The following is a 19,602-nucleotide window of genomic DNA, read 5'->3' on the forward strand; positions in this document are numbered from 1 at the left end:
CCACCGTCAGCCGGTCGCGCAAATACGTCAGGTACGAGTGTATCCCGTCCCGCCAAGTATCGCGAAATGCCCGAACCTGCTCCGGCTCTCGTGTGATGTGGTCCTTCGCCCCGTCCTTCACGTCCCGCGACGTCGTCGACCACTGGAAGTTCGAGTTGAACTTGATCCCGTAGGGCGGGTCGAAATAGATGCACTGCACCTGCCCGCGCAGCCCCTCGCGCTCGGCGAGGCTTGCCATTACCGAGAGCGAATCGCCCAGGATCATCCGGTTCGACCAGTGCTGGTCGTGCCGGTAGAACTCGGTCTTCGCCTCCAGGTCCGGCAGGCCGTTGAAGTCGGCGAACAGGTTGGGCGCATCTGCGCCCGCATCCTTACGCTCGCTCGTCTGGCGGCGCAGGTCCTCGATCAGCGCCTGCGGGTGAACCTTCTCTTGGATGTAGAGGGGCGGGGCCGCCACCACGAGGTCGGACCAGTCCTGCTCGTCCTTGCCGCGCCAGACGAGCTGCGGGTCGAGGTCGCGGTTGCGGCGCTCGTAGGCGACCTGGATCGGGCTCTTGTCCTCCGACGCCATCAGCGATTCGAACTCGGCGGTCGGGATGTTCTTCCGCTTCGCGGCGTCGTGCCGCAGCGTGGCGACGTCGATCGGTTTTCTGGCCATCACGCCGCCTCCGCATCGAGCGCTTCGTTCTCCTCGATCTCGTCTGGGTCGCTCGTGTCCGGTGCGGGCTCGGGCACGGCATCGGTCTGCACGACCGGCTTACCCATGGCGTCGCCGACGAGACCGGCCAGCACCTCCATGCGCGCCTTGAAGAAGGCGTCGAAGTCGTCGTTGCGCAGGTGGGAGGGCTCGATCATGTGCGAGCGGAGGATGGTGTCCAACTGGTCGGACGCGATCCCCTGCTGGCGTTCGAGGCGCCGGAGATAGACCGAGGGCGCATCGCCGCTGATCAGGATGTTCGACCGCCGGGAAAGCGGGGTCTTGTTGACGATCGAGTTGAACACGGCGGGCTTGATGCTGGCCTTCCTGCACCACGCCTGCGGGAAGATGTGGTGGATGTCGATCCGGTCGTTGAAGAAGGTCATGATGTCGACGGGCTTCCCGGAGATGAAGTCGCGGCAGCCATGGCGCATCAGGAGCGCATGGAGGCCCTTGTAGGCGGCGGACAGCCGGATGCGCAGGGAGCGGAGGCGGTCCTTCTGGAACAGCGCTTCGTCCATCGAGCGGGGCGGGGCGCCGGTGCCGGACAGCCAGTCGATCAGCTCCGGCACGTCGCGGGCCATCCTGGATTCGGTCGCCGAACCGTAGAGCTCGCCGAAGGTGATCGACCAGAACCAGCGGGAAAGCTTCTCCTTGGCGGCGGCCGTCTCCGCCTGCGCGCCCAGGACCGCGAAGACGCCGGCCAGCGCCACGAGCTGCGGCGGGTAGGGCACGTCCCTGTGCCAGATGATCTTGTGCTCGTTCAAAAAGGTGCCGGCCGTGACGAAACCGCGTTCGACCGCATCCGCGAACGCCTTGTAGCTTTCGAGCGGAAGGGCCAGGACCGCATCGCGGTTGCAGCTGACGGCAGGCAGTTCCTTGGCGGACGCGTCCTGCGCCGTCTTCCCCAGCTGCGCCGCCTTTTCCAGGCGGCGCTGGCGGGTATGGAGCAGGGTGCAGGCCTGCAGGAAGTCGGTGCTGGCGATCTCCGCCAGAACGTCTCGGCGATTCGGCCCGCCGATGATCCTGCCGCGCCGCCCGCCATTCTTGCCGTCGGCGGAGCCCTGCCAGTCCAGGCGCAGGTCGAACTCGTGGGCGGCGTACATGGCGGTCACCAGCTCGAACGCGTCGAGCTTCTTGCCGCCGACATTCACCCGCTCGAAGACCAGGCAGATCGCCTCGCGGCTGTTGCGCTTGTCCAGGCGGATGATCGGCATCTTGTAGCGCTGCACAGCGTCGACGACCGCACGGTCGAAGGCGCGTTCCATGTCGGACACGTCCTGGCCCTTCGCCCGCCAGTGATCCCGCCAGTCGTAGAACCAGTCCTTCGCGTCGAAGACCTGGTTGAGCGGAAACATGTGGTTCTCGAACTCCAGATCCCGCGTGCTCAGATCCAGGACGATCTTCCGGGCGAAGTCCTCGCGCAGGGTCTTGTCGGTCGGGATGCCGAAGATGGCGTCCTCGATGTCGGCATCGCTCTGGATCGCCTTCTTGATGTCGACGTAATAGTAGCGCTCGACTTCCACGCCCTTGTCGGTCCGCGTGCGGACCGGAAGCTTCGAATAGGTGGTCTGATAGAGCGAGGTGATCCGCTGCTGGCCATCGAGCAGCAGCTCGGTCGGCTCGACCTGCCTGGGCGAAACGCCTTCCAGGAGGCGCGGCTTCAGCTTCAGGTCGCCGCCGGTCTGCAGGGTCAGGAGGGCGCCGACCGGGAAGCCCTTGGCGACGGACGCCAGCAAGCTCCGGATGTCGGCATCGCCCCACACATAGCTTCGCTGGAATTCGGGCAGCTGCAGCCGGCCGGCATCGACCTCGCGCAGGAGGTCCTTCAGGTCTTCCTTGGTCGTGTCGAACATCAGGCCGCTTCGCTCTTCTGGACGTACTGATCGATCAGCTGGCGGAAGCCGTCCTCCATCTCGTAGACGGCGGTGAACTCGGCGAACGCCCAGCGGCCGAACCTGCCGAGGTTGTTCACGCCCGGCACCCAGTAGGCGCGCATGGCGTTCGCCTTGTCCTTGGCGTCCTCGCCGCGGAAGCCCTTCACCTCGACAACGAGGTTGAGGAGGTCGTCGTGACCATCGTCGATTCGGACGATGAAGTCGGGGAGGTAGCGGCGCGGGGTGGAACCGTGGAGGTAGGGGACCTCCAGGCCGAGACCCTGGTTCTTCACATAGGCGCGCACGCGCGGATGGGCTTCGGCGACCCGGCAGAACTCCCCTTCCCAGTCGCTGTCGCACACCACCCAGTTGACGTGGGATTTCTGCGGGTCGGTCTGGTATCGCAGCGCCTTGGAGGTCGTGAAGTTGACGTAGGCGGTGGAGCCTGTCGGGTTGTAGGCGTCCAGGATCGCCTTAACCGGGCGGTCGCCCGCCAGGGTCTCGGTGATCGCGGCCTTGATCCGCTCGGCGGCCATGTCCGCGATCTCGCGATAAACGAGCTGTGCCGGATAGGTGCCGCCCGTGCAACGGAGATACCCGCCGTCCAGCCATTGGCGGACGATCCGCTTGAGCTGGCCGAACAGGTGGAGCTTCGGCTCCTCTCCAGGGTCGCGGTACTTGTGGTACAAGAGATGCCGGGCGAGGTGGAACAGGAGGCTGGAGTCTCGCATCTCCTTGAGGTGCCTGAGGTCCAGGTCGACGCCCTCGCCGATGATGCCCTGGTTCTTGGTAACGGAAGGGCCGACCAGCTCGGGCGTCAACTTCAGGACTGAGTCGGGGCTGAACCGGGCGTCCAGGCGTTCGTCGGGAAGCTCGACGCGATAGCCTTCGACCCGGGGGAAGGCGATCTCCAAGTGGTCGCGGTCGGGCTTCACCGCGTGGACCCGGACGGTCTCGCGCGGCTTGGCCGGCGGGGAAACGACCGGCTTGGCGGTGAAATCGAACGGAATGCCGAGGACGTCGGCATATTCGACGTTGAACAGGCCTTCCTCATTCAGGTCGTAGGAATGGCGGCGCAGCGCCCGCCCCACGACCTGCTCACACAGGAGCTGCGTACCGAAGGCGCGCACGCCCAGGATGTGCGTGACGGTGTTGGCGTCCCAGCCTTCGGTTAGCATGGAGACCGAGACGACGCAGCGGACCTGCTCACCGAGCCGGCCCTTCTTGCCGACCGTGTTCATGACCTCGCGCAGCAGGGTCGCATCGTCGATCGTGTCGCCGGCACGGATGTCGCCGGTGCGGTCGATCATCTCACGCCGGAATCGCTCGATCTCGTCGGACGCCATCTCGCGGAAGTCCTTGTCGAGGGCTTCGCCGGATTCGAGCTGGGCGCTGTCGATCAGGATGGTGTTGGGGCGGCCGACATGGTTGCCGTAGTCGTCGTAGTTGCGGAACAGCGGCAGACGGCCGTTCTCCAGCGTCGTCGTGCCGTCGTCGTTGGTGCGCTCGAAACCGGAGATGTACTTGTAGACGAGTTCCGAGGTCGACGTATTGTTGCAGACCACGATGAATACGGGCGGCACCGAGATGCCGTGCTCCCGCCAGAGGTCGAAGGTCTTCTGGTAGTGGCCGTAGAGGGCTTCGAGCGCAGTCAGCAGCTCGGACGGCAGGCTCAGCGGGTCGAGGGCCTTGCCGGAAGCGCCCCGCCCCTTCTTCGGCAATCGTCTCCCGATATACTCCCACAGGTTGCGGAACTTCGGCATGTCGCCGCCGGGGATGTTGTCGGCGACCGGCACGCGCGGCAGCTTCACGATACCGCACTCGATCGCATCCATCAGCGAGAAGTCGCTCATGGTCCAGGGGAACAGAGTCCCTTCGATATAGCCGGAGCCCCGGAGGAAGAACGGCGTGGCGGAGAGGTCGTAGACGGCAGCTAGGCCCAGCTTGCGCTTTGCCGCCTCCAGGCCCGAGATCCAGAGGCGCGCGGCCTCATTGTTCTCCTTGGCCTCATCCTTCTCCTCGCCCTTCAGGTCCGCCAGGGTGTCGCCGGCCGGGTCCTTGACCTTCTCCCGGTAGCAGTGGTGGGCCTCGTCGTTGAGGACGACGATGTTCTTCAGGCCCATCAGCTCCGGCATGACCCGCTGCAGCATCTGGCCTTCGGTCTCCATCGTCTTCAAGGCGGGGCCGCGGCCCTGCAGGAGTGAGCGGCCAACCTTCGAGACCTCCATGCGCTCGCGCGGCTTGAAGGCGTGGTAGTTGGTGATGACGATCTTGGCCTTGGCGATCTCCGGCAGCATGTCGGCCGGCACCAGCTCGCGGTGCTGGTAGTAGCTCTCGGGATCGTTCGGCAGCAGGACGCGCAGGCGGTCGCGGATGGTGATGCCGGGGGCCACGATCAGGAAACCGCGCGAGAACGACCTGCTGTTCGGGTGGCGGACGGCGTTGACGGTCTGCCAGGCGATAAGCATGGCCATGACGGTCGTCTTGCCGGCCCCGGTCGCGAGCTTCAGCGCGATGCGCAGGAGTTCGGGGTTCGCCTGCTCGTTCGCGCCTTTCAGGTGGTTCCAGAACTTGGCGTTCGCGCCCGACTTCGGCGCTACCTCGGCCAGCCAGATCGCCGTCTCCACCGCCTCGACCTGGCAGAAGAAGGGCCGGACGCCCTGGAACTCATGGCTGCGCCAGTGCTTGAGCAGCCGTGCCGTCTCGGGCGTGACCTGCCACTGGTCCGGGTTCGGCAGCTTGCGCCAAGCTTCGACGTACTGCCGGACTTCGTTGATGATCGGCCGGGGATTGTATTCCTGCTCTCCGGTCGACAATCCGTCGCCGCTGTCCAGCACCATGGCTGCCTGGTGTGGCGACTTTCGCTGCTTCTTCGAAGGCGGAACTGGCGTGATCAGGTCGCAGGGGCGGCGCGCTGGCAGGATGCGGTTGGTCGGTTGGCCGTCGACCAGCTCCCAGTGGCGGCCAGGCGGTAGATACGGAGAGTTGAGGATCGGCTTCTCGAAGAACTGCTCTGACATTGTTCTTGTATAGCCCCCGGCAAATTAGATCGAGGTTACTTGCTGCATCTGATAGTAAATTTCATAAAAATCTTGTAATCTTATCAATACAACTCATATATATCTAATATTATTGAATCTATTCTAATGAATCTCCGTAGGGCGCTGGCAAATCGGCATAAGTCAGCGCCTGCCTGCGAGGATGGCATCTCCCGCCGTCTATGGCTATATCACGCCCGAAATTCTGAGGCATTGTCGGCGAAGCTGTTTCCCCTATGCCATGACGGACCGCTGAGCCGTATGAGCTCAGCGGATGAGGAAGCTTCATTCGATCATCGGCTTCCGGCTGAACTGGTTGAGGTTGTGATCGGACCGACCGATGCGTGCCGACCCCGCGACCGGGTGTGGCAGAAGTCGCCCAGGCCTATTCCGAGGTCACGCCCTGGACGAGGTCCAGCAGGACAACGGCACGGATCGGCAGCGGTCGGACTCGAAGAGAGCAGGCGGTTGGGGAGCCCGTTCCCCATGTTCCACCCGTTCCCCATGAAATGGGAGACTGCTCGGCATGGGACATCATCGGCCCGTGCTCATGCCTCGACGCCCAGTGGAGGCACGATGGCATGCACCAATGGTCGCGCCTCAGAGCGAGACGTTCGGGAAGGAGAACTGGAACTGGCGCGAAAGGAAACCGGGCGCTTCGATCGGGGACGCCTGCGCTTACCGCCGACTGCTTCCCAGATGCTTCCCAGAGAACCCGGGGCGAGGTTCCTGGATCATATGGTACCAGCTAAACCATTGAGAATGCTGGTTTCGGTGGTGGAGCCGATCGGGATCGAACCGACGACCTCTAGAGTGCGATTCTAGCGCTCTCCCAGCTGAGCTACGGCCCCTCACCGGGCGCGGGGTATCGGGCATGGGCGACGGACTGTCAAGCAGTCATGGGGCGGGATCGGTGCCGGGGCAGCGAGCGCGGGGTCTGGTAAGGCCGGGGCGTTCCGATATGATCCGCGCGCACCCGGATGACGGGTGCAGCGTGGACCCTTGGGCCTGGCAGGACGATGTACGCACTCGCGAACCTGATCGACACCGCGGTCAGCATCTATCTCACCTTGCTGTTCGCCGCGGTGATCCTCACCTGGCTCGTGCAGTTCAACGTCGTCAATCCGCGCCAGCCGCTGGTGCACACGATCGGCACGTTCCTCTACCGGATCACCGAGCCGGCGCTGGCACCGATCCGGCGGATCATGCCCAATCTCGGCGGCATCGACATCAGCCCGGTGATCCTGATCCTGCTGATCCATTTCGCCCGCAACCTGATCGTCTACGACCTGCTCCTGCCGATGGCCTATCGCAACGAGATGCAGATCGTCCCGGGCGGCTGAGCCATTGCCGGCCTGGCGTCCAGCCGGCGCCGCGGTCGAGCTGGCGGTGCGCGCCAAGCCACGTGCAGGGCGCAACGGCATCGACGGCGTCGTCGTCGAGGCGGACGGCTCGGCCTGGCTGGTGGTCCGGGTCACCGCGGTCGCGGCGGACGGCAAGGCCAACCGGGCGGTGATCGCCGAGCTGGCCAAGGCGCTGGACATCGCCCCGTCCGCGATCGAGCTGCAGGCTGGCCAAAGCAGCCGGCGCAAGCGCCTGCGGATCGCGGGTGACCCGGCACGGCTGATTGCCGTTCTGGAGAGACTGGCGTCGGGATCGGGATGAACAGTCGGTCGGTGACGGGTGCAGGCCAGGAGCGGTACGGGACCACAGGCGAGGAGAGGCTCGAGGCATGACCAGGATCATCGACGGCAAGGCTGCGGCCGGGCGACTGCGCGACAAGGTCGTCCGGGAGGTCCAAGATCTGGTGGCGGCCGGCGGGCCGGTGCCCGGCTTGGCCGTGGTCCTGGTCGGCCGTCACCCCGCTAGCCTCGCCTATGTCGGCACCAAGACCAAAATGGCCGAGGCGGCCGGCATGGCCGGGCGGCTGATCGAGCTGCCCGACACGACCGGCACCGAGGAGGTCCTGGCGACGGTCGCGGCCCTGAACGAGGACCAGGGCGTGCACGGCATCCTGGTCCAGCTGCCGCTGCCCGACCGGATCGATGCGGCGCGGGTGCTGGGTGCGATCGATCCCGCCAAGGACGTGGACGGCTTTCACCCGCTCAATGTCGGCCGGCTGTTCTCGGCGAGCGGCCGGATCCCATCCGATCTCCTGCTGCCGTGCACGCCCAAGGGCTGCATGATTCTCCTGGAGGAGGCGCTGGGCGATCTCGGCGGCCGCCACGCGGTGGTGGTCGGCCGCTCCAACATCGTCGGCAAGCCGCTGGCCGCCTTGCTGCTGGCGGCGAACTGCACCGTCACGATCGCCCACTCGCGCAGCCGGGACCTGTCCGGCTTGTGCCGCGGGGCCGAGATCCTGGTGGCGGCGGTGGGCCGGCCGGAACTGGTGCGCGGCGACTGGATCGGCCACGGCGCCACTGTGCTCGATGTCGGGATCAACCGAGTGGCCGGGGAGGATGGCAAGTCGAAGCTGGTGGGCGATGTTGCCTTTGCCGAGGCACAGGGCAGGGCCGGTGCCATCACCCCGGTCCCGGGTGGCGTCGGGCCGATGACGGTGGCCTGCCTGCTCGACAACACGCTGATTGCGGCGCGCGCGCGGCATCGCCGGCAAGGGTGACCGGGCAGGGGCGCCGGACGGCGATCCCGTATCGGACCATCCTGCGTGGGGCAGGCTTGCGACCAGTGCCCCGAATCATCAACTTGCCGCTAGGCTATGCCCAGGAGATCGTTCCAATATGTGCGCGCTGAAGGCCGTGGTCGTGCCGGTCACCCCGTTCCGGCAGAACTGCACCATCCTGTTCGATGATGCCAGCGGGGTGGGGACCGTGGTCGATCCCGGCGGCGACGTGCCGATGATCCTGGCCGCCCTGTCGCGCCACGGCGTGAAGGTCGAGCAGATCCTGCTGACCCATGGTCATGTCGACCATGCCGCCGGCGCTGCCCTGTTGCAGGAGCAGCTGAACGCCAGCCGTGCCGAGGGCGCACCCGCGATACCGGTGGTAGGGCCGGATCGCCGTGACGCGTTCCTGCTGGAGGGCCTGGAGCAGCAGGCGCTGCAGTTCGGCATCGAGGGTGCCCGCAACCTGGTCCCCGACCGCTGGCTGGCCGAGGGCGAACAGGTCACGATCGCCGGCCATCCCTTCGATGTCCTCCATTGCCCGGGCCACACACCCGGGCATCTGGCCTTCGCGGCACCGGCGCTGGGCTTTGCGATCCTGGGCGACGTCCTGTTCCGCGGCTCGGTCGGGCGTACCGACTTCCCTTACGGCGACACCGACGCCCTGATCCGGTCGATTCGGACCAGGATCCTGCCGCTCGGCGACGACATGGCCTTCGTCTGCGGCCATGGGCCCGGCTCCACGATCGGCGCGGAGCGCCTGGGCAACCCGTTCCTGCAGGGCTGACCGCCCCTGCCGCTTCGGCCTGCGGCATCGGTGACCCAATCCAGAGTTGACCAAAAGGCAGCTTCGGCCTCAGTCTGACAGAATCAGGCGAGCGAGGTGCCGGCATGCCGCAGGGATCCCCGACCGTTCGATGGCCAGCCTATGGGCTGCTGCTCGGCCTGCTGGCGGCTCCGGCCCTGCCGGCGGCCGGCGCGGACCTGCCGGTGGACCTGGAACTGGTGCTGGCGGTCGACGTTTCGGGCTCGATGGACCTGGACGAGCAGCGCCTCCAGCGTGCCGGCTATCTGGAGGCGATCACCCATGACGAGGTGATGAATGCCATCCTGTCCGGGCCGCTGCAGCGGATCGCCCTGGCCTATGTGGAATGGGCCGGGCCGCGCTCCCAGTCGACAGTGGTGCCCTGGCAGCTGATCGACGGTCCGGACGCCGCGGTGCGCTTCGCCGATCGCCTGGCCGACGCGCCGCTCGGCCGCACCCGCTACACCTCGATCTCGGCCGCCCTGCAATATGCGGCCGCCCAGTTCGACGGCAACGGCTTTGCCGGCGACCGGCAGATCATCGACATCTCCGGGGACGGCCCGAACAATTCCGGTGCACCGGTCCCGCCGGTGCGGGACGAGGTCGCCGACCGCGGGATCGTGGTGAACGGCCTGCCGATCATGATCAAGAGCTCGCAGCTCCCGACCGTGACCGGCTTCGACCTGGACACCTATTACGAGGACTGCGTGATCGCGGGCACCGGCGCCTTCGTCGTGCCGGTGCTGGCCACCGCCGACTTCGCCGACGCGATCCGCAAGAAGATGGCGCTGGAGATAGCAGGGCTGCCGCCAGAGCCGACCCTGGTCGCCATGCGCGAGCCGCGGGTCGATTGCGGCATCGGCGAGAAGATGCGCGGCTCCTGGTACCGCGATCCGTGAGCCCCGATCCTTAAGCCGGAGTCTCAGTCCTTAGCGCGCTCGAGATAGGAGCCGTCATCGGTGGAGATCACCACGCGGGTGCCGGCGCTGATGTGCGGCGGGACCGAGGTCTTCACGCCATTGGATAGGACTGCCGGCTTGTAGGAGGAGGACGCCGTCTGGCCCTTCACCGTGGGCTCGGTCTCGACCACCTCCAGCGTCACCCGGCTCGGCAGCTCGAACGCGATCGGGATGCCCTCGTGGATGCTGAGGTTGACCGTCATGTTCTCCTGCAGGTACGGCGCGCTATCGCCGATGATGTCCTTGGACACCTGGACCTGCTCGTAATTGTCCGGGTTCATGAAGTGGAACCCGTCCCCATCCTCGTAGAGATAGGTGTAGGGCCGGTCCTCGACATAGGCGCGCTCCACCTGCTCGGTGGTCCGGTAGCGTTCGGAGATCTTCACCCCGTCCGAGATGCGCCGGAGATCGAGCTGGGTGACGGGCGTGCCCTTGCCCGGGTGGATGTTCTGGGCGGTGAGCACCGTGTAGAGCTTGCCGTCGATGTCGACGACCGTGCCCTTGCGCAGGCTGCTCGCCAGGACCTTGACCATGACCTGTCCTAATCAGCTACGTGTCCGCGCCGCCCCGACAGCCATGCCGGGCGGTAAGTTGGGTCGCGCTTAGCGGTAAGCAGGCTTGCGGTCCAGCTTCGCATTGCGCTTCAGCCAAAGGCCACCTTCCTGCCATGTCCTCTCCAGCGCCCTGGTGGCACCCGGATGTCCATGCCGATCGCCGGCCGTTCCTGCTCGGCCGCAACCGCATCCGCGACGCCCTGCGCGGCTGGTTTGCCGGGCAGGGCTTCACCGAGGTCGACCCGGCCTGCCTGCAACTCTCCCCCGGCAACGAGACGCATCTGCACGCCTTTTCGACCGAAGCGCTGGCGACCGACGGCAGCGTGACGGCGCGGCTGCACCTGCACACCTCCCCTGAGTTCGCGATGAAGAAGCTGCTGGCGGCGGGGGCCGGCGACATTGTTTCCTTCGCCCATGTCTTCCGCAACCGCGAGCGTGGCGTGCTGCACCATCCCGAGTTCACCATGATCGAATGGTATCGGGTGGGCGGGAGCTGCGCCGGGCTGATGGACGATTGCGCGGCGATCCTGGCACTCGCCGCCGAGGCGGCCGGGGCACGGCGCCTGAGCTGGCGAGGCCAACTGGCCGACCCATTCGCGGAGCCGGAGCGGCTGACCGTGGCCGAGGCATTCGCCCGGGAAGGGATCGACCTGCTGGCGACCGTGGCCCCGGACGGCACCACCGACCGGGACGCCCTTGCCGCTGCCGCTGCTGCCGCCGGCATCCGGGTGGCCGCGGACGATGGCTGGAGCGACGTGTTCTCCCGGGTGCTGGTCGAGCGGATCGAGCCCCGCCTGGGCATGGGCCGGCCGACGGTGCTGTGCGACTATCCGATCCCCGAAGCAGCGCTCGCCCGCCGCAGCCCGGCCGATCCCCGGGTGGCCGAGCGCTTCGAGCTCTATGCCTGCGGGGTCGAGCTCGCCAACGGCTTCGGCGAGCTGACCGACCCTGCCGAGCAGCGCCGCCGCTTCGAGGCGGACATGGCGGCGATGCAGGCGATCTACGGCTACCATTATCCGCTGGACGAAGAGTTCCTGGCAGCACTGGCGCTCATGCCGGACAGCGCTGGGATCGCGCTGGGCTTCGACCGCCTGGTGATGCTGGCGACCGGAGCGCCCAGCATCGAGCATGTGCTGTGGGTGCCGGTGGCTAGTAAGGCTGCTTCATAGGGCCTTCTGTTGCTAGCTACTGATTCATGCTATTTAGTTGTTCCGGTATAATTGAGCGGGAATATTGATGTCTTCACGATTTTATCCTATTGCGATCAAGGCTTTGGCTGATGTCGTTTCAGGTGGTGCCAACAATGATCCTGGTCCTCCCATCGGAATTTATCGTAGCGGATCTGAGATCGAGCGTTTTATGCTCGACTGCAACCTTGACTTCCATATCAGGTTGGGATCAAGAGTCGCAGCTCTTACGAACTATTTGAGGTATGTTGCCGAAGGAGACACGGGATTAGATGATATCTGCCGGGTTATTGCAAATGTTATTGATCCAAGATATTATGTGAGGTCGCCTGAAAAATTAAATGACGTGGTCGAGCATTTGAATAAATTTTTGCTGTCAGATGGATGGGAGATATTTGTTAACGATGAGAGGCCCGAACTGCGGGTTCGTGGTGCTTCTGGTTCTGTAATCACTAGTTTTTCGCACAAGGCTGCTGTGCTTAATTTTGATACAGTGCATAGGGACATTAAGCGGGCCCTCGAAAGTGCCGACAAGGACCCGGAGGATGCGGTCACAGCCGCCTGCTCAATCTTAGAGTCTGTTTGTCGCTCGATATTATGTGAACTGAGACTTCCGCTTCCTGCAAAGAAGGACATTGATGGCTTGATAAAGGCGGTTCAGCAGCCACTCGATCTCTCACCAGGACGCAAAGACCTAAATCCCCTCATCGAAAACGATGTGCGCCAGATCCTGGGTGGGTTGACTACGGCAGTATTAGGGATCGGTGCGTTAAGAACACATGGGGGCGATGCGCACGGGCGTGAGCGTGGTTATGGTCGAATAGATGCGAGAATTGCTCGTTTTGCGATCAACTCGTCCAGCACGCTGGCGCTTTTTCTAATTGAGACGTGGGAACGTAAGTTTCGAAGGCAATTGCCGGCTGCCAAGTTGATAGAGTGATTTGTCAATATGGTAGGGTTGTGCCGCTGGTTCCTTATGCGTTCGTGAGCGGATCTTCTACACTGGACTGCCGCGCCCAAAGCTCCGCATACATCCCACCCCTGGTCAGCAGCTCGGCATGGGTGCCCCTCTCGACGATCCGGCCCTCGTCCAGCACCAGGATCTCGTCGGCATCCACCACCGTGGACAGGCGGTGGGCCACCACCAGCGAGGTCACGCCCTGGACCAGCCGGGCGAGGTTGGTCTGGACCGCTTCCTCGGTGGTGGCGTCCAGGGCCGAGGTTGCTTCGTCCAGGATGACGATGCGCGGGCGCTTGAGGATCGCACGGGCGATCGCGACCCGCTGCTTCTCGCCGCCGGACAGCTTCAGGCCGCGCTCGCCGACCAGGGTGGCATAGCCGTCCGGCAGGATGCGGATGAACGCGTCCAGCTCGGCCGCCTCGGCGGCCGCCTCGATCTCGGCCGGCGTGGCGTCCGGACGGCCGAAGCCGATATTGTAGGCCAGGGTCTGGTTGAACAGCACCGTGTCCTGCGGCACGACCGCGATCGCCTGGCGCAGGCTCGTTAGGGTGACCGTGCGGATGTCCTGGCCGTCCACCAGGATCCGGCCGGCGGTAGGATCATAGAAGCGGAACAGGAGCCGGGTGACGGTCGACTTGCCCGAGCCGGTGGGGCCGACCAGGGCCACCTTCTGCCCGGCGGAAACGGTGAAGTCGAGGTCGGTCAGGATCGGCCGGTCGTCGCCATAGCGGAAGCTCACCCGCTCGAAGCGGATCTCGCCCTGGCCCGGGCGCAATGGGCGGGCGTCCGGCCGGTCGCTGATGTCCGGGGTCTCGGCCATCAGTTCCAGGAGCAACTCCAGGTCGACCAGCGACTGCTTGATCTGGCGATAGAGCTGGCCCAGCCGCTCCATCGGCCGGACGAGCTGGAGGAGATAGGTGTTGACCAGGACGAGGTCGCCCACGGTCATGCTGCCCGCCTGCACCCGGCCGAGCGCCGTGAACAGGATCGCGGTCATGCCGACCGCCAGGATCGAGACGAGGGCGATGCCGGTCAGGCTGCGGAAGGTCAGGGCCCTGACCGTGAGCGTCTCGACCTCGGCGAGGCTTTCGTCGTAGCGGCGCGCGATCTCCGCCTCGCTGCCGAAATACTTCACGGTCTCGTAGTTGAGCAGGCTGTCGATCGCCTCGCCATGCGCGGCGGCACGGCGGCTGGCCGCCTGCTTCTGGTGCCCGCGCAGCCATTCCGAGCCCACCACCAGCACGACCAGATAGACCGCCAGGGTGCAGAACAGCACCAGCGCGAAGAACGGGGCGACCCGCACCAGCATCACCGCCGCGACGAACAGGATCTCGATCAGGAGTGGCAGGATCAGGAACACGACGTTGAACAGCACCTCGCGCAGGCCATCGAGGCCGTTGCCGAGGATGTTCGCGATCTGGCCGGTGCGGCGGTCCAGGTGGAAGCGCAGGGACAGGCCGTGCAGATGCTCCAGGGCCTTCAGGCCGACCTGGCGGCGCAGCCGCTGCTCGAGCGGGCCGTAGAGCATCCAGCGCAGCTCGTTGCCCAGGCGTGAGCACCATTGCAGCAGGACATAGCCCGCCAGGATCGCGGCAGGTGCCACGGCTGCCGCATGGGTGCCGGACAGCTCGTCGACCAGGGCGGCGAACAGGAGCGGCACCAGAGCGTTGATCGCCGCAGCGCTGGCGAGGAGCGCGATGGTGCCGCCGAAGCGGAGGCGGAGGCCCGGCAGGTCGCGTGGCCAGAAGACCTTGAGCAGCGCACGGAAGGAAGGAAGCTGGCCGGCCGGCGCCGGCATGTCACGGGTCAAGCCATTCTCCCGGAGGCGCGCTCTGGCCAGGATCGTGGTACCCCGCTCCCCGGTCGGCAAGGTGCCGGCCCCGGCCCGCCCTTGGGATTCGACTTCCGGATGACGTCCTTTCGCTCTCTGCGGCTGACGACGCCGCTCCTGGTACTGGTCCTCGCCGGGTTCGCCGCCCTGCTCGCCGGCATCGGCCTCGGCCGGTTTGCCTATGCCGCACTGGTGCCCGGCATGGTCGGGGAGGGCTGGCTGAACCCGGTGGAGGCGGGCTACCTCGCCGGCGCCAACGTGATCGGCTACCTCGTCGGTGCCGCCAGTGGCGGCACCGTGGCCAGACGGCTCAGCCTGCGGCCCGCCCTGCGGGTCGCCATGATCGGAACGGCGCTGTCGCTCGCTGCCTGCGCCCTGCCGGTCTCGTTCGCCTGGCTGGTGCTGGCCCGCTTCGTCGCGGGCGTGACCGGCGGCATCCTGATGGTGCTGGCGGCACCCGCCGTGCTGGCAGCGCTCCCGCCGGAGCAGCGCGCCAGTGCGGGCGGCCTGGTCTTCACCGGCATTGGCGTCGGGATCACCTTTTCGGGGGTCGTCGTGCCGTTTCTGGCCGAGTTCGGCTCGGCCGTCGCCTGGCTGACGCTGGCCGGGCTCGCCGCGTTCCTGGCCGTGGCCACCTGGCAGGTCTGGCCGGGTTCGCTGGCGGGTCCGGCCGGTCCGGTGGGGCGGGGGGAGCCGGTCGCCGCCAGGCCATGGATGCCGCTCTTGGCGATGGCCTATGGCTGCGATGCGGTCGGGTTCGTGCCGCACACGGTCTACTGGGTCGATTTCGTGGCGCGCGAGTTGGGCGAGGGAATTGCCGCCGGCGGACTGCAATGGAGCCTGTTCGGGATAGGTGCTGCCCTCGGGCCGGCGACCATGGGGCTGGTCGCAGCGCGCCTCGGCTTCGGCCGCAGCTTCACCCTGGCGCTCGCGGTGAAGGCGGCGGCGGTGCTGCTGCCGGTCCTGACGCCCACGCTGCCGGCCCTGGTGGTCTCCTCCATTCTGGTCGGCGCGCTCACGCCGGCCACCGCTTCGCTGGCGTCAGGCCGGATCACCGAGCTGCTGGAGCCGCGGCTGCGCCAGCGGGCTTGGGCGCGGCTGACCATGATGTTCGCCCTGCTCCAGGCATTGGGTGCGGTGCTGATGGCCGAGCTGCTGTCGCTGAGCGGCGAGATGAGCGTGCTGTTCCTGGCAGGCGGCGGCATGCTGGCGCTGGGGGCGGTCCTGGTCGAGTGCCACCGGCGCCTGGTGGCCCGAGGCCTGCATGCAGATGGGCCCGCTTCCTGACGAAAGCGGGCCCGTGCAGGCAGAAGCGGCCACGCCGAGCTAGACTCGCGTGCCGCGACCGCGGACGAAATACATGATCAGGCTGACGACCAGCAGAACCAAGAAAATGAAGAACAGGATCTGCGCAATGCCCGCCGAAGCCGAGGCGATACCGCCGAAGCCGAACAGGCCCGCGATCAGCGCGATGACAAGAAAGACCAGCGCCCAGTAGAGCATGGCTCGCACCTCACAGCTTGTTTTCCAGCCAAGTTGAGGCCTCTTCAGGCCTGCTTGGGCTCGCAAGGTACAAGTGCTGGCCAGGCACGCGGTTCCCGGTAGCCGCCGTGCTGGCTGCGTGCCAAGATTGCTCAGGCAACCAGGGAGGACATGCATGGACCGTCTGATGTTCATCGAGCTCGGCATGGGCGCGGATCTGCAGGGGCAGGATCCGACCAAGGCGTCGGTCAAGGCGATCAAGGACGCAATCGGCCACAATTATCTGCCGGCCATGCGGGCCCTGGCCAATGAAGGGCACACGATGAAGGTCCATGTCCGCCTGGGCGTGCCGGACGGTGCCGGCAAGGTCGACCTGGATACGGTGAAGGCGGCGCTCCCCCATGGCGAGGTGACGCTGGAAGTGGTCGATGGCGGCATGCTGACGCCGTCCGGCACACCGGAATTCGGGCAGATCTGCATGGTGGTGGCAGCAGTCGAGGTCGGCATCTGACCGGACCGGTCTGCTTCGGGCTGATCTGATCAGGAAGGGCGCGCGCGGCAGAAAACCGCACGCGCCCAGGCCTAGAACCGTCAGATCTCGTTCTTGGCCATGCTGTCCCGGATGAACTCCGCCTGACGGATCGCCAGCGCCACGATGGTGAGCGTCGGGTTCTCCGTGGCACCGGTCGTGAACTGGCTGCCGTCGGACACGAACAGGTTCTTCACGTCCCAGCTCTGGCCGTGGCGGTTGACCACGCCGTCCTTCGCCTCGGCCGACATCCGGTTGCTGCCGAGATTGTGGGTGCTGGGGTAGGGCGGCACCTCGTAGACCTCGAGCGCGCCCGCCGCGCGATAGACCTCGCTGCCCTGGCGGAAGGCGTGGCTGCGCATCCGCTCGTCGTTCTCGTGGTCGTCGAAATGGACGTTGGCGACCGGCAGGCCGAACCGGTCCTTCACGTCGCTGTTGAGCGTCACCCGGTTGGTTTCCCGGGGCATGTCCTCGCCGACGATCCACATGCCCGCCATGTGGGAATACTGGTCCATCTTGCGGGTGAACTCCCGCCCCCAGGCACCCGGGTCCAGGAAGGCCGCCATGAACGGCAGGCCCAGCGACAGCGTTTCCAGCTCGTAGCCGCCGGCAAAGCCGCGCTTGGGGTCGTGGTGCGCCTCGTCCTGGATGATCCCGGCCATGGTGGTGCCGCGGAACATGAAGACCGGCTTCTCGAAGGTCGCGTAGATCGAGCCGGTGGTGTGGCGCATGTAGTTGCGCCCTACCTGCCCGGACGAGTTGCCGAGCCCGTCCGGGAACATCGACGAGGCCGAGTTCAGGAGCAGGCGCGGGCTCTCGATCGAGTTGCCGGCCACGCACACCACCCGCGCCTTCTGCAGGTGCTGGTCGCCCTTCTCGTCGGCATAGAGCACGCCCGTGACCTTGCCGCTGGCGTCGTGCTCGATCTTCAGTGCCTGGGCACCCGGGCGCAGGTCCAGCCGGCCGGTTTCTTCGGCCGCCGGGATCTCCGTGTACAGGGTCGACCATTTCGCGCCGAACTTGCAGCCCTGGAAGCAGAAGCCCGCCTGATGGCAGGAGGAGCGGCCATCGTCCGAGGGGGTCGAGTTGATCGCCATCCGCCCGGTATGGACGGTCTTGTAGCCCAGGCGCTTGGCACCGGTATACATCACCCGGAAGTTGTTGTTGCCGGGCAGGCCGGGATAGCCGTTGGTGCGGGTGACCCGCATCTTCTTCTCGGCCCGGTCGTAGAACGGCTCCATCTCGGCCAGCGTGACCGGCCAGTCGAGCAGGTTGGCACCGTCGATGGCGCCGTAGGTGGTGCGCGCCTTGAACTCGTGCTCCTGGAAGCGCAGCGAAGCGCCCGCCCAGTGGGTGGTGGAGCCGCCCACCGTCTTGCAGATCCAGGCCGGCAGGTTCGGGAAGTCCCGCGCCACCCGCCAGCTGCCCGAGGTGGTCCGGTTGTCGAGCCAGGCGAGCTGAGCAAAGGAGGCCCACTCGTCGTTGACGAACGTGTCCGGCCCCTGGCGCTGCCCCGCCTCCAGGAGCACCACGTCGATGCCCTGCTGGCAGAGTTCGTTAGCCAGCGTGCCGCCGCCGGCGCCGCTGCCGACGATCACCACCACATGGTCGTCGTTCAGGTCGTACTTGGCCATCGCCGCTTCCTCCCCCTCAGCCCCGGTACGCCGGCGGGCTGGCTTCCTCGTCGGGGATCTCACCCCAGGCGAGGTCGTCGAAGCCGCGGTCGAGATAGCCGCCATACTCGGCGGAACTGCCCTGGTAGGCGAACACCGGCCAGAGCGTCGGGTTGTTGTAGAGCGAGACTACCGTGGCGCCCTTGACCTTGCCGAAGAACGGGTCGGCCGAGATCTTCTCCATCACCTGGAGCTGGTAGCCCTCGGACAGCTCGATCCATGGCTGGCCATACGCCTCGTCCAGAGTGGCCACTCCGTCCTTCAGGAGCTTGGCGGTTTCCGCGGACTTGGCCGCCTCGCCATCCAGGTCCTCGACCACCTCGGCGTAGTAGAAGTCGCCCAACTGGTCGTGCGGGTACATCAGCCGGGTCATGCGCAGCAGCGTCTTCGCGCCATGCGCGTCGATGCTCTGCAACGACATGGCCCAGGCGCCGTCCACGCCCACGATCGAGACCGTGCCGCCCGCGATGGCCACGGTCGCGGTGCCCTGCACCAGCTTACGCAGGAAGGCCCGCCGGTTCTCGTAGATTCGCCTCGTGCCCATCCTCAGCCTCCCTTGCTTCTTGCTTCTCGAATCACTGGTAGCGGCCCTGCCGTTGCAGCACCTCGATCTTGTAGCCGTCCGGGTCCTGGACGAAGAAGAAGCGGGCCAGCGGCCGGCCGTCCCGGGACAATTCCTTGATCGGCGTGGGCGCCGCACCGGCCGCCGCGAGCCGATCGTGCTGGGCCTGCAGGTCGTCCACGGCGAACGCCAGATGGCCGTAGCCATCGCCCAGGTCGTAGGGCTCGGTGCGGCCCTTGTTCAGGGTGAGCTCGAGTTCGAAATCGGCGTCGGCATTGCGCAGATAGACCAGTGTGAAGCTGTCGAAATCGAAGCGGTCGGCGACCTTCAGGCCGAAGCCGTGCTCGTAGAAGCCGACCGACCGCTCCAGGTCCAGGACCCGCAGCATCGAATGGATGGCCTTCGCCATCACCACCTCCCCTTCCTTCTTTGAAGCCAATCTAAAGGCGTTTGAAGGAAAGGTGGTAGTACGGCCCTACTACGCCGCGACGGCCGCCATCGGCTGGAGCGCCGGCTTCACCCGGTCCAGATAGATCGTGCAGACCACCCGCAGGAGCGACGCGAAGTTGCGCACCTCGCCCTCGCGGTCCAGCACCTCGTCGTGGAGCTTGGTGACGAAGCGCGGCGTGGTGATGCCCTCGCGCTGCGCGATCTCGTCCAGGATCGTCCAGAACCTCGCCTCGAGTCGGATGCTGGTCACGGCACCGTGAAGCCGAACCGACCGGGTGACCTGCTCGTACAGCTTCGCGTCGGTGGCGCTGTAGATCCGGCACATGGGGCTCTCCCTGAACGTCCTGTGGGAGGATAGGCTCGCCTCGAAGGAGAGC

The 19,602-nt window shown here is 66.1% G+C and carries 18 protein-coding genes, 1 tRNA gene and 1 pseudogene; 9 read left to right on the forward strand and 11 right to left on the reverse strand.

Translation table 11 applies throughout. The features are described from left to right. The 4 genes and pseudogenes from VNS22_RS03235 to VNS22_RS03250 form a co-directional block, all read right to left on the reverse strand. Positions 1-658, reverse strand: a pseudogene (locus VNS22_RS03235) (site-specific DNA-methyltransferase); the annotation flags it as partial. After that, entirely contained in the window at positions 658-2,553 is a 1,896-nt protein-coding gene (locus tag VNS22_RS03240) for a GmrSD restriction endonuclease domain-containing protein (RefSeq protein ID WP_325729564.1), read from the reverse strand. The pseudogene VNS22_RS03235 and the gene VNS22_RS03240, both read right to left, overlap by 1 nt. Further along, positions 2,553-5,594, reverse strand: coding sequence for a BPTD_3080 family restriction endonuclease (locus VNS22_RS03245; RefSeq protein ID WP_349261698.1), 3,042 nt, complete (start codon positions 5,592-5,594; stop codon positions 2,553-2,555). Before VNS22_RS03245 ends, VNS22_RS03240 begins: the two co-directional genes overlap by 1 nt. Positions 5,595-6,387: 793 nt before the next feature. Continuing rightward, a tRNA-Ala gene (locus tag VNS22_RS03250) sits at positions 6,388-6,463 on the reverse strand. A gap of 168 nt (positions 6,464-6,631) precedes the next feature. On the opposite strand from VNS22_RS03250, the gene VNS22_RS03255 reads away from it, so the two are divergent. From VNS22_RS03255 to VNS22_RS03275, 5 genes are all read left to right on the forward strand, one after another. Further along, positions 6,632-6,955 (forward strand): YggT family protein, encoded by a 324-nt coding sequence (locus VNS22_RS03255; protein ID WP_325729568.1) that lies wholly within the window; start codon positions 6,632-6,634, stop codon positions 6,953-6,955. Positions 6,956-6,959: 4 nt separating this feature from the next. Next, positions 6,960-7,277 (forward strand): DUF167 family protein, encoded by a 318-nt coding sequence (locus tag VNS22_RS03260; RefSeq protein ID WP_325729570.1) that lies wholly within the window; start codon positions 6,960-6,962, stop codon positions 7,275-7,277. A gap of 67 nt (positions 7,278-7,344) precedes the next feature. Beyond that, positions 7,345-8,232 carry a bifunctional methylenetetrahydrofolate dehydrogenase/methenyltetrahydrofolate cyclohydrolase FolD gene (locus VNS22_RS03265; protein ID WP_325729572.1) on the forward strand — a complete coding sequence of 296 codons (888 nt, stop codon included), beginning with the start codon at positions 7,345-7,347 and terminating at the stop codon, positions 8,230-8,232. Between the two features lie 118 nt (positions 8,233-8,350). Continuing rightward, a complete protein-coding gene (locus VNS22_RS03270; RefSeq protein ID WP_325729574.1) occupies positions 8,351-9,019 on the forward strand; it encodes an MBL fold metallo-hydrolase in 669 nt (222 codons plus the stop codon). A gap of 104 nt (positions 9,020-9,123) precedes the next feature. Continuing rightward, on the forward strand, positions 9,124-9,936 hold the full coding sequence (locus VNS22_RS03275) for a DUF1194 domain-containing protein (protein WP_325729576.1): 813 nt from the start codon (positions 9,124-9,126) through the stop codon (positions 9,934-9,936). Positions 9,937-9,959: 23 nt separating this feature from the next. Here VNS22_RS03275 and efp read toward each other — a convergent pair whose 3' ends face one another. Next, positions 9,960-10,529 (reverse strand): elongation factor P, encoded by a 570-nt coding sequence (efp, locus tag VNS22_RS03280; protein ID WP_325729577.1) that lies wholly within the window; start codon positions 10,527-10,529, stop codon positions 9,960-9,962. Positions 10,530-10,663: 134 nt separating this feature from the next. Here efp and epmA point away from each other — a divergent pair, with 134 nt between their 5' ends. Continuing rightward, positions 10,664-11,719: an EF-P lysine aminoacylase EpmA gene (gene epmA, locus VNS22_RS03285; RefSeq protein ID WP_325729578.1), complete on the forward strand. Its 1,056-nt coding sequence runs from the start codon at positions 10,664-10,666 to the stop codon at positions 11,717-11,719. A gap of 67 nt (positions 11,720-11,786) precedes the next feature. Then, the gene (locus VNS22_RS03290; protein WP_325729579.1) at positions 11,787-12,677 is read left to right on the forward strand and encodes an abortive infection family protein; all 891 of its coding nucleotides are present in this window, start codon (positions 11,787-11,789) and stop codon (positions 12,675-12,677) included. A gap of 34 nt (positions 12,678-12,711) precedes the next feature. On the opposite strand, the gene VNS22_RS03295 is transcribed toward VNS22_RS03290, so the two are convergent. Next, the gene (locus VNS22_RS03295; protein ID WP_325729581.1) at positions 12,712-14,508 is read right to left on the reverse strand and encodes an ABCB family ABC transporter ATP-binding protein/permease; all 1,797 of its coding nucleotides are present in this window, start codon (positions 14,506-14,508) and stop codon (positions 12,712-12,714) included. Between the two features lie 99 nt (positions 14,509-14,607). On the opposite strand from VNS22_RS03295, the gene VNS22_RS03300 reads away from it, so the two are divergent. Beyond that, a complete protein-coding gene (locus VNS22_RS03300) occupies positions 14,608-15,816 on the forward strand; it encodes a YbfB/YjiJ family MFS transporter (RefSeq protein WP_325729583.1) in 1,209 nt (402 codons plus the stop codon). A 39-nt stretch (positions 15,817-15,855) separates the two neighbouring features. Here the strand turns inward: VNS22_RS03300 and VNS22_RS03305 are convergent, their stop codons facing one another. After that, positions 15,856-16,032 (reverse strand): DUF1328 domain-containing protein, encoded by a 177-nt coding sequence (locus tag VNS22_RS03305; RefSeq protein ID WP_325729585.1) that lies wholly within the window; start codon positions 16,030-16,032, stop codon positions 15,856-15,858. A 154-nt stretch (positions 16,033-16,186) separates the two neighbouring features. Here VNS22_RS03305 and VNS22_RS03310 point away from each other — a divergent pair, with 154 nt between their 5' ends. After that, positions 16,187-16,522, forward strand: coding sequence for a Lin0512 family protein (locus VNS22_RS03310; protein ID WP_325729587.1), 336 nt, complete (start codon positions 16,187-16,189; stop codon positions 16,520-16,522). 80 nt (positions 16,523-16,602) lie between these two features. Here VNS22_RS03310 and VNS22_RS03315 read toward each other — a convergent pair whose 3' ends face one another. From VNS22_RS03315 to VNS22_RS03330, 4 genes are all read right to left on the reverse strand, one after another. Next, on the reverse strand, positions 16,603-18,174 hold the full coding sequence (locus VNS22_RS03315; protein WP_325729589.1) for a GMC family oxidoreductase: 1,572 nt from the start codon (positions 18,172-18,174) through the stop codon (positions 16,603-16,605). 16 nt (positions 18,175-18,190) lie between these two features. Further along, complete coding sequence (locus VNS22_RS03320; protein WP_325729591.1) at positions 18,191-18,757, reverse strand: hypothetical protein; 567 nt, start codon at positions 18,755-18,757, stop codon at positions 18,191-18,193. Positions 18,758-18,788: 31 nt separating this feature from the next. Then, positions 18,789-19,184, reverse strand: coding sequence for a VOC family protein (locus tag VNS22_RS03325; protein ID WP_325729593.1), 396 nt, complete (start codon positions 19,182-19,184; stop codon positions 18,789-18,791). A gap of 69 nt (positions 19,185-19,253) precedes the next feature. Next, positions 19,254-19,550: a ribbon-helix-helix domain-containing protein gene (locus VNS22_RS03330; protein WP_325729595.1), complete on the reverse strand. Its 297-nt coding sequence runs from the start codon at positions 19,548-19,550 to the stop codon at positions 19,254-19,256. Positions 19,551-19,602 lie beyond the last annotated feature (52 nt).

It is taken from the genome of Geminicoccus sp., from assembly GCF_035556675.1.
Lineage (GTDB): Bacteria > Pseudomonadota > Alphaproteobacteria > Geminicoccales > Geminicoccaceae > Geminicoccus.

What these genes read in the sequence shown, in the direction of transcription:
- VNS22_RS03240 (WP_325729564.1), bottom strand. Translation starts at nt 2,553, where the DNA reads ATGTTCGACACGACCAAGGAAGACCTGAAGGACCTCCTGCGCGAGGTC.
- VNS22_RS03245 (WP_349261698.1), bottom strand. Translation starts at nt 5,594, where the DNA reads ATGTCAGAGCAGTTCTTCGAGAAGCCGATCCTCAACTCTCCGTATCTA.
- VNS22_RS03255 (WP_325729568.1), top strand. Translation starts at nt 6,632, where the DNA reads ATGTACGCACTCGCGAACCTGATCGACACCGCGGTCAGCATCTATCTC.
- VNS22_RS03265 (WP_325729572.1), top strand. Translation starts at nt 7,345, where the DNA reads ATGACCAGGATCATCGACGGCAAGGCTGCGGCCGGGCGACTGCGCGAC.
- VNS22_RS03270 (WP_325729574.1), top strand. Translation starts at nt 8,351, where the DNA reads ATGTGCGCGCTGAAGGCCGTGGTCGTGCCGGTCACCCCGTTCCGGCAG.
- VNS22_RS03275 (WP_325729576.1), top strand. Translation starts at nt 9,124, where the DNA reads ATGCCGCAGGGATCCCCGACCGTTCGATGGCCAGCCTATGGGCTGCTG.
- efp (WP_325729577.1), bottom strand. Translation starts at nt 10,529, where the DNA reads ATGGTCAAGGTCCTGGCGAGCAGCCTGCGCAAGGGCACGGTCGTCGAC.
- epmA (WP_325729578.1), top strand. Translation starts at nt 10,664, where the DNA reads ATGTCCTCTCCAGCGCCCTGGTGGCACCCGGATGTCCATGCCGATCGC.
- VNS22_RS03290 (WP_325729579.1), top strand. Translation starts at nt 11,787, where the DNA reads ATGTCTTCACGATTTTATCCTATTGCGATCAAGGCTTTGGCTGATGTC.
- VNS22_RS03300 (WP_325729583.1), top strand. Translation starts at nt 14,608, where the DNA reads ATGACGTCCTTTCGCTCTCTGCGGCTGACGACGCCGCTCCTGGTACTG.
- VNS22_RS03305 (WP_325729585.1), bottom strand. Translation starts at nt 16,032, where the DNA reads ATGCTCTACTGGGCGCTGGTCTTTCTTGTCATCGCGCTGATCGCGGGC.
- VNS22_RS03310 (WP_325729587.1), top strand. Translation starts at nt 16,187, where the DNA reads ATGGACCGTCTGATGTTCATCGAGCTCGGCATGGGCGCGGATCTGCAG.
- VNS22_RS03315 (WP_325729589.1), bottom strand. Translation starts at nt 18,174, where the DNA reads ATGGCCAAGTACGACCTGAACGACGACCATGTGGTGGTGATCGTCGGC.
- VNS22_RS03320 (WP_325729591.1), bottom strand. Translation starts at nt 18,757, where the DNA reads ATGGGCACGAGGCGAATCTACGAGAACCGGCGGGCCTTCCTGCGTAAG.
- VNS22_RS03325 (WP_325729593.1), bottom strand. Translation starts at nt 19,184, where the DNA reads ATGGCGAAGGCCATCCATTCGATGCTGCGGGTCCTGGACCTGGAGCGG.
- VNS22_RS03330 (WP_325729595.1), bottom strand. Translation starts at nt 19,550, where the DNA reads ATGTGCCGGATCTACAGCGCCACCGACGCGAAGCTGTACGAGCAGGTC.